The sequence below is a fragment of the Streptosporangium sp. H16 genome, from assembly GCF_051918855.1.
Lineage (GTDB): Bacteria > Actinomycetota > Actinomycetes > Streptosporangiales > Streptosporangiaceae > Streptosporangium.
Genome location: NZ_JBPXMD010000038.1, coordinates 24,515 through 37,222 on the forward strand (window position 1 = coordinate 24,515; position 12,708 = coordinate 37,222).

At 72.3% G+C, this 12,708-nt stretch carries 10 protein-coding genes; 4 read left to right on the top strand and 6 right to left on the bottom strand.

Features of this window, described 5'->3' with window-relative positions; genetic code table 11:
* The 3 genes from ACTOQ2_RS37670 to ACTOQ2_RS37680 all read right to left on the bottom strand — a co-directional run bounded on the left by ACTOQ2_RS37670 (position 1) and on the right by ACTOQ2_RS37680 (position 2,618).
* On the bottom strand, positions 1–1,308 hold the full coding sequence (locus tag ACTOQ2_RS37670; RefSeq protein ID WP_362846215.1) for an MSMEG_0569 family flavin-dependent oxidoreductase: 1,308 nt from the start codon (positions 1,306–1,308) through the stop codon (positions 1–3).
* Complete coding sequence (locus ACTOQ2_RS37675; protein ID WP_440073569.1) at positions 1,305–1,586, bottom strand: MSMEG_0570 family nitrogen starvation response protein; 282 nt, start codon at positions 1,584–1,586, stop codon at positions 1,305–1,307. Before ACTOQ2_RS37675 ends, ACTOQ2_RS37670 begins: the two co-directional genes overlap by 4 nt.
* A 252-nt stretch (positions 1,587–1,838) precedes the next feature.
* Positions 1,839–2,618, bottom strand: coding sequence for a sugar phosphate isomerase/epimerase family protein (locus tag ACTOQ2_RS37680; RefSeq protein ID WP_440105806.1), 780 nt, complete (start codon positions 2,616–2,618; stop codon positions 1,839–1,841).
* A gap of 245 nt (positions 2,619–2,863) precedes the next feature.
* Between ACTOQ2_RS37680 and ACTOQ2_RS37685 the strand changes: the two genes are divergently transcribed.
* Positions 2,864–3,538: a pyridoxamine 5'-phosphate oxidase family protein gene (locus ACTOQ2_RS37685; RefSeq protein WP_440105808.1), complete on the top strand. Its 675-nt coding sequence runs from the start codon at positions 2,864–2,866 to the stop codon at positions 3,536–3,538.
* Between the two features lie 151 nt (positions 3,539–3,689).
* Here ACTOQ2_RS37685 and ACTOQ2_RS37690 read toward each other — a convergent pair whose 3' ends face one another.
* Positions 3,690–4,577 carry a helix-turn-helix domain-containing protein gene (locus tag ACTOQ2_RS37690; RefSeq protein ID WP_440105810.1) on the bottom strand — a complete coding sequence of 296 codons (888 nt, stop codon included), beginning with the start codon at positions 4,575–4,577 and terminating at the stop codon, positions 3,690–3,692.
* A gap of 314 nt (positions 4,578–4,891) precedes the next feature.
* Between ACTOQ2_RS37690 and ACTOQ2_RS37695 the strand changes: the two genes are divergently transcribed.
* Positions 4,892–6,853, top strand: a complete 1,962-nt coding sequence (locus ACTOQ2_RS37695) for a serine/threonine protein kinase (RefSeq protein ID WP_440105812.1) — start codon at positions 4,892–4,894, stop codon at positions 6,851–6,853.
* A complete protein-coding gene (locus ACTOQ2_RS37700) occupies positions 6,850–8,796 on the top strand; it encodes a serine/threonine protein kinase (RefSeq protein ID WP_440105814.1) in 1,947 nt (648 codons plus the stop codon). Before ACTOQ2_RS37695 ends, ACTOQ2_RS37700 begins: the two co-directional genes overlap by 4 nt.
* On the opposite strand, the gene ACTOQ2_RS37705 is transcribed toward ACTOQ2_RS37700, so the two are convergent.
* Positions 8,789–9,688: a LysR family transcriptional regulator gene (locus ACTOQ2_RS37705; RefSeq protein WP_440105816.1), complete on the bottom strand. Its 900-nt coding sequence runs from the start codon at positions 9,686–9,688 to the stop codon at positions 8,789–8,791. The genes ACTOQ2_RS37700 and ACTOQ2_RS37705 overlap by 8 nt on opposite strands.
* Before the next feature lie 108 nt (positions 9,689–9,796).
* Here ACTOQ2_RS37705 and ACTOQ2_RS37710 point away from each other — a divergent pair, with 108 nt between their 5' ends.
* Positions 9,797–10,657, top strand: coding sequence for an aldo/keto reductase (locus ACTOQ2_RS37710; RefSeq protein ID WP_440073581.1), 861 nt, complete (start codon positions 9,797–9,799; stop codon positions 10,655–10,657).
* A gap of 185 nt (positions 10,658–10,842) precedes the next feature.
* Here ACTOQ2_RS37710 and ACTOQ2_RS37715 read toward each other — a convergent pair whose 3' ends face one another.
* Positions 10,843–12,684, bottom strand: coding sequence for a discoidin domain-containing protein (locus tag ACTOQ2_RS37715; RefSeq protein WP_440105818.1), 1,842 nt, complete (start codon positions 12,682–12,684; stop codon positions 10,843–10,845).
* Between the last annotated feature and the right edge of the window lie 24 nt (positions 12,685–12,708).

A 12,708-nucleotide genomic window follows, 5' to 3' on the forward strand; every position in this document is an offset into this window, starting at 1 on the left:
TCATGTTCCCAGCAGCTCGGGGTGGACGAAGTAGCCGAGCGGCGCCGGTCCCGCGGCGCGCGGGGCGGGTACGGGACCGCCCGCGGCGGCGATGTGCCGGGCCAGGTGCTCGGCGTCGGCCGCCACCCCGGAGAAGCGGCCCGAGCCCCAGGTGTGTTGCCAGGGCAGCCCGAGGAAGTACAGGCCGGGGACCCGGGTGACGCCGCGCTCGTGGGTGGGGTAGCCGGTGCCGTCGAAGACCGGCACCCTGATCCAGCCGTGGTCGCGGCGGAAGCCGGTGCACCAGACGACCGAGGTGATCCGTCCCAGCTCCAGGGTGTCGGGCTCGAAGGCGGGCTGCCAGGGCGGGGTGTAGCGCTTCTCGGCGGGGGCGGAGATGCGGTGGAGGTCGATGAAGGCGTCGATGGAGTCCTTGACGCTCTCGCAGACCGCGTCGGCGTGGTCGAGGTTGCGTCGCAGGTCGGGGGCGAACCGCGCTGTGCCGCTTCCGGCGCCGTTCTCGACCGTGACCAGCCTGCCGTACAGGCTCATCCCCTCCAGGGCGAAGACTCGCAGGTCGATGTCCCGTCCGCCGTCGCGGCCGGTCACGTAATGGTTGGCGCGGGCGCGGACGGCGTCGTGGTCGTCGAAGGAGTCGATGGGCCGGTCGTAGTGGCCCATCAGGTCCAGCCAGGCCACCACGTCCCTGCCCCGGTAGAAGCGGGCCACCCGGGGCGCGCCGCCGACCGACAGGTGCACGCGCCGCCCGGACAGATGCAGGTCCTCGGCGATCTGGCACCCCGACTGGCCGGTGCCGACGACCAGCACCTCGCCCGGCGGCAACTGCTCGGGATTGCGGTAGTCACCGGAGTGGATCTGCGTCATGTGCGACGGGAACCGCTCGGCCACCCGCGGGATCACCGGGACCTGGTAGGGGCCGGTGGCGACCACGACCTGGCCCGCGGTGACCGTGCCCCGGTCGGTCTCCACGCGGAACCCCCGCCCGTCGGGGAGGAGGCGGGTGACGTTCACCCCCTCCAGCACCGGCGGGGAGAAGGAGGCGGCGTAGTCCTCCAGGTAGGCGACGATCTGGTCTCGGAGCATGAAACCGTCGTGGTCGTCGCCCGCGTAGGGGAACCCCGGCAGGCGGCACTGCCAGTTGGGCGTGACGAGGCAGAAGGAGTCCCAGCGCCGCGCGCGCCACTCGTTGCCCACGCGATGGCGCTCGAGCACCAGGTGGTCGACGCCGTCCCGGCGCAGGCAGTGGCTCATCGACAGGCCGGCCTGGCCCGCGCCCACGACGACCACCTCGTGGTGACGGCCGTTCACCGCTCGAACCTCTCGACCGTCACCATGCCGGCACCGGCGAAACCGGCCGCCTTCCTCTCGATCTCGGCGAGCTGGCCGGCCGCGGCCGTGCACCCGAACCCGTACTTCTCGCGTACGCGCCTGCCGGCCGCCTCCAGAGCCTTGCCGCTCAGCGAGACGAATTCGGCGATTGGGTACGATTGTTCGGGGTGAAGGAAGTCCTCGATGACGAGCGAGGGAGAATAACAGCGTTGTCGCGAGCCATCGGGCCATCTGACCTGGAAGTACATCTCAGGCATGCGAATCTCCACAGGGGAAAGCGGCCTTATCCGAATTGGCGGGCCTTTACCGCTGACGCCAGTTCAACCGGCGGACGTTGCCGACCTGTTTCATCCGGAACAAAACGCGATTGCTGTGGTCACACCAACTTCTCCACCGGTTAACAGTGAGGCGGGACGGGGTCCCGCCTGTTTCGATGACGGCCGGAACCCGTAGCGGGCCGGCCGGTACGCCGGCGTCGGGCCCGCCGCGCCGGCCCCCGAGCCGCACGGTCACGCCGAGAAGCGGGCGACCCACTCGCGGGCTCCGGGGAGGATCTCCTCCACCGGCGCCACGTGCGGATACCAGGTGCGCTCCCACTCCAGGGAGACCCAGCCCCCGAAACCGCGCAGCAGCTCGCCGCACTCGTCGAGGGGGACCCCGCCCGCCCACATCGGCACCGGGGTCGTGTCGGCGGCCGAGACCGCGTCCTTGATCTGCACGTACGCCAGATGCCCGGCCAGCGCCGCCAGGGTCTCCGCGGGCTCCTCGCCGTGCCGCCACGGGTGCAGCACGTCCCACAGCGCGCCCGCCGCCCCGGGAACGCCCGCCGCGTCCAGCAGCCGCCCGACCGCGGCGCCGGTCGGCATCGCGTCATGGGTCTCCACCAGCACCCGTACCCCTGACTCCACGCACAGGTTCGCGACCGCGCGCAGCCGCCGCGCCCCCGTCTCGACGTCGTCTCCTCCGGGGAACACCCGCACGGCGGGCGCGCCCAGGTCGGCGGCGAGCGCCAGATCGTCCCGCAGCGCCCGCACGACGGGTTCGTCCGGGCCCGCCGCGGCGATCCTGACGTATCCGGCGAGGGCGGAGACCTCCGGCCGGGCGGTCCCGGACGAGCCGGCGAGGACCGCGCGGACCTTCGCGCGCCGTGCCGGGGAGAGCCCGGCGTGGACCCCGGTGTCGGGGTGGAGGCGGAGTTCGAGGCCGGCGCACCCGTACTCCACGGCCGTCGCGACGGCCTCGGGCAGGCCCTGTCCCGGCATGCCGAGCGTGCTGAACGCCAACTTCATCGAGGCTCCCTCGCCGCCGTCATTCGGAAAGCGCTTCCCGAGCGGGTCCATCGTAGACGCCGTGCCATCCCGCGCGTGCCTGGGCGGCGGGGCCCCGGCGGGCGAAGCCTCAGGGCGGGTCATCCGCCGCACCGGATTAGGGGCGCGCGAGTGGGGGGAGGCCCCAGGTGATGCCGATCGGGGGACGCGGAGCCGGAGGAGCCCCGGACTCGCAGCGACATCGATCTTCTCAGCTGGAGAATCCCATGACTGGACGCGTATCGGCCCCGGGCGACCTCGGCCGCCGGATCGCCAGACGACGCGAGGACCTCGGCCTCACCCGGGACGAGCTGGCGAGGCGCGCCGGGATCGATCCTGGCTATCTCGCCTACCTGGAGGACGCCGTGGCCTCGCCGAACACCGGCACCGTGAACCGCGTGGCCACCGCCCTGGACACCAGGCCCGAGGACCTGCTCGGCGGGAACGTCGACCTGCCGCCAGGCCGGGGCCGGCCGGGCTCCCGGCCGGAGCTGGAGAAGCTGGACCGGGACGAGTGCCTGCGGCTCATCACCCCCGGCGGGGTGGGGCGGATCGCCTTCGAGGAGATCGACGGGCCGGTGATCCTGCCGGTCAACTACGCCCTGCACGGCAACTCGGTGATCTTCCGCACCGCCTTCGGCGGCCCGCTCGACGACGCCCTGCGCACCGGGGTCCAGGGGGTCGAGTCCAAGGTGGCCTTCGAGGTCGACCGGATCGACGACGCCGGCCGCGAGGGCTGGAGCGTGCTGGTGCGCGGCGGGGTCCACCACGTCTCCTCTGAGGAGGACCGTGCCGCCCTGGCGGCGCTGGGCGTCCGGCCGTGGGCGGGAGGTGAGCGAGAGCTGTACGTGAGGATCGCCGCCACCGAGGTCACCGGCCGTCGCATCCGGCGCGACCCGTGATTCCCGCGGAGACGGACGCCCGAATCGCCGCCCGCCCCGGGCCGATCTCCTCGCGTCTCCTCGCGCCCCCGCGGCCGGTCCGCGTCCCGGTTCCCTCCCCCGGGGCCGGGGGGCCGGGAGACCCGGGTCTCCCCGAGGGCTCGGGGAGACCTCAGATCTCCTTGATGAGGCGGTGCAGGAGGGCCGTCGTCGCGGCCGGCTGTTCGGCTTCGATCCCCAGCCGGTTCATGACGTGCCAGTAGCGCTCGACGTCGGCGACCTTGTCCAGGTAGAGGGCTCCGGTGAGCTGTTCGAGGTAGACCAGGTCGGGCAGCTCCCCCTCGGGGAAGCGCAGGATGGTGGCGGGGCCCGTCGCCGCGGCGGCCGCGCCGGAGCTGAACGGCATGACCTGGAGGGTGACGTGGCCGAGCTCGACGATCTCCGTGAGGTGCCGGAGCTGGTCGCGCAGCACCCGTGGGCCTCCGATGGGACGGCGCAGCACCGCCTCGTCGACGACGGTCCAGAGCGTGGCGGGCTCGGGCCGGGTGAGGAGCCGCCGGCGCCCCATCCGCAGGGCGACGCGGCGCTCGACCTCTGACTCGGGGGCGCCGACGCAGGCGGGCCGGATGAGGGCGCGGGCGTACTCCTCGGTCTGCAGCAGCTCGGGGACGAACTGGACCTCGTAGCCGCGGATGAGGGAGGCGGCCTGCTCCAGCCCGAGGAAGGCGTCGAACCAGGGGGGAACCACGTCGCCGTAGGCATGCCACCAGCCGGGCCTGTTGGCCTCCGCGGCCAGGGCGAGCAGCGGGGCGCGCTCGTCGTCGTCGACGACCCCGTAGAGGGTGAGGAGGTCGGCCACGTCGCGCTGCTTGAAGCCGGTCCGCCCCAGCTCCAGGCGGCTGATCTTGGAGTGCGAGGCGCGGATCGCCTCCCCGGCCTCCTCGCGTGTGATGTGGCCGTTCTCGCGCAGCCGCCGGAGCTGCGCGCCCACCAGCATGCGGACCACGGTGGGCCCGGCCTGCCGGTGATCCGGGTTCTGGCCATCGGCTTGTTCGCTCATCGCCCGAACAATGCGCAAGTTCGCCCCTTTCGACCGCGACCGGTCGCCCAGTGAATGGTCGAGCTTTTCACGTCGGGGCGGTTCCCCGCAGTGAGACGAGGACACCGCGGCCCGAATTTAGGCCATTCCCATACGGAACAGCAGGTTCACCGGAACCCGGACCACGCCTCGGGCGGGTGACATCCACCCGGCCGTACCCGTGTAGCGCGGCGCCCGGAGAAGTCCGCATCTCTTCTCCCGAATTCTCCACTTTATGATGCCGAATCCTCATAATTGGTGATCTCTAATGGACTCCTCGGAGAGGAAGCCAGACCATGCCCGATATCGACCCCGTACGGGCGGGGGATCCCGAACGCGTGGGCGAGTACCAGGTCGCTGGGCGGCTCGGGGAGGACGTCTACCTCGCCACGGCCCCCTCGGGAGACCGGGTGGTGGTGCGCCTGCTCCCCGCGGACGTGAGCCCCGAACGGTTCCGGGAGGCGATGGAGCCGCTGCGGGAGATACCCGCCTTCTGCACGGCGCAGGTTCTGGACAGCGGGCCGGACGGCGGGGTGGACGGCGACAGGCCGTACATCGTGAGCGAGTACGTCGACGGTCCCACGCTGCGGGAGACGGTGACCTCCGAGGGCGTCCTGGGCGCGGCCGCGCTGCACCGGCTGGCCGTCGGGACGATGACCGCCCTGGTCGCCCTGCACCAGGCGGGTACGGTCCACGGCGACCTGCGCCCCGACAGCGTGGTGTTCGGCCCCGACGGGCCACGGGTGATCGACCTCGGCATGGCGCGGGCGCTGGAGGCGACCGCGTCCAGCACGACCCGCAAGGTCGACGTCCCCGCCTACAGCGCGCCGGAGAGGCTCATGGGCACCTCCCCCGGGCCCGAGGGGGACCTGTTCTCGTGGGGGGCGACCGTGGTCTTCGCCGCCTCGGGCCGCTCCCCCTTCGACGCGGGGACGATGTCGGGCACGGTCAACCGCATCGTCAACGACGAGCCCGACCTCGGCGCGCTCCCCGACGACCTGCGCGAGCTGGTCACGACCTGCCTCGCCAAGGATCCCGCGCGGCGGCCGACCGCGAGCGACTCCCTGCTCCGCCTGGTCGGCGGGTTCCTCACCTCCGACCAGGCGCCCCTCGACCCCTCAGCGTCGTCAGCGTCGTCAGCGCCCGGCACTCCCGTCACCCGGCCGCTGCGGCGTGCCCGCCCCGCGCTGCTGATCGCGGGCGCGCTGGCCGTCGCCCTCGTCTCCGGCGGCGCGGTCTACCTGGCGGTGTCGGGGGACCCGGCGCCCGCGGCCGCCCCGCGCCCGGCCCAAAGCACCGTGCAGGGCGCGCTCGCCCCGGCCTTCACCCCCCAGCCCCAGCTCAGCCCGAACGTCACCGAGGCGCCCTGGGAAACGGTGGAGAAGGCCACCCAGGACATCGAACTGCCGGGGACGGGCATCACCCTGCACGAGAACCCGAAGGACCCGGTCAAGCTGGGCGGCTACGTGAGCATCAAGCGTCCCTTCGCCTCGCTCGCCAGGGAGAAGGGGAAGGAGACGTTCAGACAGGTGGCCAGCGCCCTGCAGCCGGTGCTGTCCCCGCAGGGCGACCTGGTGGCGCTGAACCCGATCGGGAAGTTCGCCGAGTCGTCCTTCGACTACCTGAGGATCCACGACCTGCGGGACGGCTCCCAGTTCAACGTGCAGACCGTCGAGCGACCGCTGGAGGGGTACAACCCCGTGTGGTCGCAGGACGGTTCCAAGGTCCTGCTGTCGGTACGGGATCCGGGCAAGGAGCGGTCGGAGGGGTTCGTGGTGGTGGACGTGGCGGCGCGCAGGGCCACCCATGTGCGCACCGAGTCCATCGGCGCCGACACGTTTCCGTCCACGTTCGCGCCGGACGGCTCGGTCGCGCGGGGATACTACGACGGCAAGGGCTACGGGGTCGACTTCTACGGCCCGAACGGGCAGACCATCCGGACGATGCACTGGGTCGGCCAGCCGCGCAACACCGGCTGGTTCTCCCCCTCGGGCGCGCTCTTCGCCACGGTGTGCCCCAAGGGGGACACCATGTGCGTGTGGGACACGGTGAGCGGCAACCGGCGCTACACGATCGAGATCGGGGAGAACGCCCGTTTCGTGAGCTGGTTCAACAACAATCACCTGCTTCTCCAGAACCCCGCCAAGAAGGGTTCCAAGATCGAGGTGGTCGACCTGTACGGCAAGTCCGTCCGGGTCCTCGCCGACCTCAAGAGGGGCGACACGGCCTTCCTGAGCTTCACCGCGGCGGCCGGATGACCCGGGTCCTGCCGCCGGCTCCCGGCGATCCCGATCTGATCGGGCCGCACCGGGTCATCGGCAGGATCGGCCGCGGCGGGCAGGGGACGGTGTACCTGGCGGAGTCCCCCGCCGGGGCGCGGGTCGCGGTGAAGGTGCTCGGCAGGGGCGGCGGCGAGCAGACCCTGGCGCGCTTCCACCGCGAGATCGAGCTGGCCCGCCGGGTGGAGGCCTTCTGCACCGCGCAGGTGCTGGAGCACGGCGAGGCCGACGGCATGCCGTACATCGTCAGCGAGTACGTCGACGGCCCCAGCCTCGCCCAGGTGATCGACGAGCGGGGACCGCTGCGCGGGGCGGAACTGCGCAGGCTCGCGGTCGGGACCGTCACCGCGCTGGCCGCCATCCACCGGGCGGGCGTCGTGCACCGCGACTTCAAGCCCGCGAACGTGCTGCTCGCCCGCGACGGCCCCCGGGTGATCGACTTCGGCATCTCCCGCGCGCTGGACGCCACCGCGACGTCCTCCGACCACCTGGTCGGCACCCCTCCGTACATGGCGCCCGAGCAGTTCGACGGGCGCGAGGCGGGGCCGTCGGCCGACCTGTTCGCGTGGGCGTCGACGGTGGTGTGCGCGGCGACGGGGGAACCACCCTTCGGGACCGGTCCGCTGCCCGCGGTGATCCACCGGATCCTGAACGCCGAGCCCGTACTCGGTTCCCTGGACGACGAGCTGCGCGAGCTGGTGGGCGAGTGCCTGGCCAAGGACCCGCGGGCGCGCCCGGCGGCCATGCCTGCGCTGCTGCGGCTTCTGGGCCATCCGGCCGAGCGGCCGTCGTACGGGACCGGTCACGAGGCACTCGGCGAGGGCCGCAAGCAGGCCGCTCCCCCGCCGGTACGGCGGCGCCCCTCGCGCCCGGTGATCGCCGTCCTCGCCGCGCTGGCGCTCGCGGCGGCCTCCGGCGCCGCGGTCCTCGCGATCCGCGCGGCGGGGACGGAGGAACCCGCGAAGGTGGTCGCGGGCGGTACGGAGGGCACCCCCTCCCCGCCCGCGAGACCGGCGATCGGGACGATGCCCACCACCTCCACGACAGACCTGCGGATCCCCGGAACGAAGATCACCCTGCGGGAGAACCCCGCGGACACGGAGCGGGTCACCACCTACCGGGACTCGCGTGAGAGGGCGGGCGGCGCCCCCGTCTACCTCCGGCGGGGCGACACCGCGGAGTTCAGGTTCCTGGGGACGTTCATGACTGCCCTGGCCGCCCCCGGGGGAGCGCGCGTCGCCGTCAACCCGGACTACAAGCCTCCGCAGGAGGAGTTCGACCTGATCAAGGTGGTGGATCCGGCCGGCGAGCCGGAGACCCAGATCAGGACCGTCGACACCCCGCTGATGACCTTCAACCCCCACTGGGACCGGAACGGGACGAGGATCCTGCTGACGATCTACGAGGGACTCGGGAAGGAACAACGCTCCAGGGGCTTCGTGATCGTGGACGTGGCCTCGCGCACCGCCCGCGTCACCCGGATGCCGGACGACGACCACCGCTCCGACTACGTCTGGGGCGCCGGCTCGGCCTCGGTCGTCCACGCCGGGCCGGACGGGGCGGTCCGCTTCTACCGCCTGGACGGCACGCTGCTGCGGACGGTCCCGAAGGTGGGCGAGCTGGTGCGGGACGACGTCAGGGACACCGCGATCGGGACGGTCTTCATGACCTTCTGCCACGACAGATCCGGCGACGTCTGCGTGTGGGACGCCACCACGGCGACGCGTAAGGCCGTCATCCCGATCAGGAAAGGGCTGACCTTCAACGGATGGATGGGTGACCGTCACCTTCTCGGCACCGTGACCGAGAAGAAGACCATGAAGGTCGTCCTGCTGGACCTGCGAGGGAAGGTCGTGCGCGTCCTCGCGGACGGCCCCACCGCGGAACTGGGCAAGATCGGTCTCTACTACACGCTCAGGTGACGGGCTCCGCCGCGATCCGGCCGCTCCTCGCCTCGTGGACCTCGCGCAGCAGCGCGGCCGCCGCCGCGCTCGTCGGGTCGCCCGTCACGGTGACGGTCTCCCAGGCCGGCACGGCCCCGGCGAGCCCGACGAAGCGCACCCGGTCGGTCTTGACCGCGAAGGACTGCGGCACGAGCGCCACGCCGAGGCCGAAGGTCACCAGGTCGAGCAGCGAGTGCACGTCGTTCACCTCCAGCGATACGCGGCGTTCGACGCCCGCGGCGGCGAACACCTCGTCGACCAGGTCCCGGGTGCCCCAGTCCGGCTGGAAGTCCACGAACCGCTCCGCCCGCAGCTCCGGCAGCTCGACCTTCTCCCTGGCCGCGAACGGGTGATCGGGCGCGCAGGCGAGCACGAGCGGCTCGTCCGCGAGCGGCCCGACCACGATGTCGTCGGGGCACCGGGCCGGGCGGGAGACGAACGCCAGGTCCAGCCGCCCGGCGCGCACCTGCTCGACCAGCTCGCCGGATCCCCCCTGGCGCAGCCGGATCTCCAGGCCGGGGTAGGCGGCGAGGAAGCGGGCGAGCACGGCCGGCAGGTGCACCGCGTGCAGGCACTGCAGCGAGCCGATGGCCAGGCTTCCGCGGAGCAGGCCCTGCACCGCCGCGACGGCGTCCCTGGCCGCGTCGGTCGCCGACAGCGCCCGCCGGGCCTCGACCAGCAGCGCCCTTCCTGCGGGGGTGAGCTCGACCTGCCGGGTGCTGCGCAGGAACAGCGAGGCGCCCAGCTCGCGCTCCAGCGAGCGGATCGAGGCCGACAGGCCGGACTGGGCGACGCGCAGCCGGTTGGCCGCCCGGGTGAAGTGGCACTCCTCGGCGACGGCGACGAAGTACTCCAGTTGCCGTAGTTCCATGATTCATCACCAGGATCGCTGAAAGGCATCAGTTTCTTCTATTGGACAGCTTAATCGGGGCAGGAGAGGGTGAAAGCTGTACCAACCGATCTCCGAGGAGGAACTCCCATGCAGACACGCCGCATCGGCGACGTCCAGGTCAGCGCGATCGGTCTCGGCGGCATGCCGATGTCGATCGAGGGGCGCCCCGACGAGCAGCGTTCGGTCGCGGCGATCCACGCCGCGCTGGAGGCGGGCGTGACGCTGATCGACACCGCGGACGCCTATCACGTGGGCGCGGACGAGGTCGGCCACAACGAGTCCCTGATCGCCCGCGCGGTGGCCGGCTACGGCGGCGACACGTCCGACGTGCTGATCGCCACGAAGGGCGGCCACGTGCGCCCCGGCGACGGCTCGTGGACTTTGGACGGCTCGCCGGACCACCTGAAGAAGGCCTGCGACGCGTCACTCCAACGCCTCGGCGTCGAGGCCATCGGGCTCTACCAGTTCCACCGCCCCGACCCGAAGGTCCCGTACGCGGAGTCGGTCGGGGCGATCCGCGACCTGCTGGACGCGGGCAAGATCCGTTTCGCGGGCATCTCGAACGCCGATCCCGACCAGATTCGGCAGGCCAACGAGATCCTCGGCGGGCGGCTGGTGAGCGTGCAGAACCAGTTCTCGCCGTCGTTCCGCTCCAGCGAGCCCGAGCTGGAGCTGTGCGCGGAGCTGGGGATCGCGTTCCTGCCGTGGAGCCCGCTGGGCGGCATCTCGCGGGCCGGCGAGCTGGGTTCGCGGTTCGCCGTGTTCGAGGACGTCGCGCGGGCCCACGGGGTGAGCCCGCAGCGGGTGTGCCTGGCGTGGATGCTCGCCAAGGCGCCGGTGGTGATCCCGATCCCGGGCTCCTCGCGTCCGGAGACCATCCGCGACTCGGTCGGCGCGGTCGACGTGAAGCTGTCGGCCGAGGAGCTGTCCCGCCTCGACGCGGCCTGACCGCAAGGCGGCCCGACCTCCACGGGCCCTCCACGTGGCCTGACCGCAAGGCGGCCCGACCGCGACGCGGCCCTCCACGCGGCCGGACCTCAAGGCGGCTGACCACGACGCGGCCCGACGAGGCGCGCTCCGGCCGGGCCGGCACCGCTCCGGTGCCGGCCCGGCCGGCCGCGTACGAGGGATGTCTAGGAGGAGTAGACCTCGAACGAGGACAGCTGCCCGGCGGGCCAGCCGGTGTTGCCGGTGATGTTCAGCCGCACGTACCTCTTCGTCGTCGCCGGGAAGGTGACGGTCGCGGTGTTGCCGGTGGCCGGGTCGAAGGTGAGGCCCCGCGACGACACGAGGGTGTCGAAGGCGGTGCCGTCGGACGAGCCGAGCACCGACAGCGTCTGGGTGCGCGTGCCCCAGGCGCCGGACGGCGGCAGCTTCAGCACCAGGCGCCCGACGGAGGCCTGCGCGCAGAGGTCAACGGTGATCGACTGGGGGAAGGCGTGGTTGGCGCTCTCCCAGTAGGTGTTCGCGTCGCCGTCGACCGCGTTGGCCGCCACGTAGTTCTGCGTGGTGCTGCTCGCGGTGATCGACTTGCCGCGGGCCAGGTCACCGGCGCCCGGGGAGCACCCGGGCGGGGGCCCGGTCGTCGCGGTCACCGTGCCGGAGGGCGGCGAGGTGTTCTGCGCGGCGTCCCTGGCGACCACGTAGAAGCTGTAGGAGGTCGACGGCGTGAGACCGGTGACGGTGAACGACGTTCCCGCGGTGCCGCCCACCCTGACGTCGGTGGCGCCCGCCTCGCGGTAGACGTCGTAGCCGGTCACCCCGACGTTGTCGGTGGCCGCGGTCCAGCCCACCGTGATGCTCGTGCTCGACGCCGGGACGGCGCGCGCGGCGCCCGGCGCGGTCGGGGGCTGGGTGTCCCGCGTGCCGCCGGCCCTGCGGGTCTCGAACTCCGTCGCCCAGTACTTCGTCCGGTCAAGGTACGCGGTCTCCGCCGCGGCCCCCGTCCTGCCGTAGGCGCCGTCGAACGTCTGGTATCCGAACCCGGCGGGCGGGGTGGAGTCGGCGGGCTCGATGGAGCTGCCCTCGTGCCACTCGTTGAACGAGGTGATGGAGACCCAGGTCGGCAGGCCGCCCTTGGCCGGGTCGAGGGCGTTGGACCACTCCAGGTCGTAGGTGGCGCCGTCGGCGCGGCCGAGGGTCGGGGTGGTGTTGCCGGGCACCGCGCGGTCGTCGATGTAGCCGGGGGCCACCGAGGGCGCCCAGATCAGGTTGTTCTGCTTGGCGTACGCGCTCGCGTCGGCCCAGCCGGGCGCGGTGGCGCCGGCGATCCCGTCGTAGGTGTACATGCCGGAGAAGTGCGCGATCTTCGACGTGTCGGTGGTCTGGGCGAGCACGATGTTGCCCGCGGTGACCTGGTCGAGCGCGGTCCAGTCGGTGATCCGCAGGCTCTCGAACACGTAGAACGCCGCCCGGTTGCCGTGCTCGGCGTCCCGGTAGAAGGCCGGGTGGGAGCCGTAGCGGGTGTTGATGTAGCGGATGTCCTCGACGGTGGAGGCCGCCGTGCGCCCGCCGTACGGCTCCAGGTGCCAGGCGACCTTGACGCCGTACCGCGCGGCGGCGTCCATCACGCCCTGGGTGAGCCTGTCCTCGAAGCTGTCGCGGCCCCACCAGCTGTAGACGATGACGCCGACCCCGGCCTGCTTGATCCACTGCATGTGCCTGGTGACGGCGCCCGCGTAGTCGCCCGAGTCGTAGGCGCCCAGGCTCGGGTACAGGTCGGCGCCCACGTCGCCGGGCGGGGTGTGGCCGCCCTGCTGCCAGTGCCGCCAGTCACCGCTCGTCTGGGGATTGCCGTACCAGGAGTAGTAGAACAGGTGGACGTTGGAAGACTGCTCGGGGACGGCCGCGCCGCGCGCCGGGAGCGGCGCCTGGGCTCCGGCCCAGCACAGGGCGGCCAGCAGGAGCGCGAGGACGATCTGGGCGCGTCGCCCAGTATGGCGTAAGCGGCTGACAGATTGATCGGATGTCTTCATCGGCTGACCCTTCGTCACGCGGGG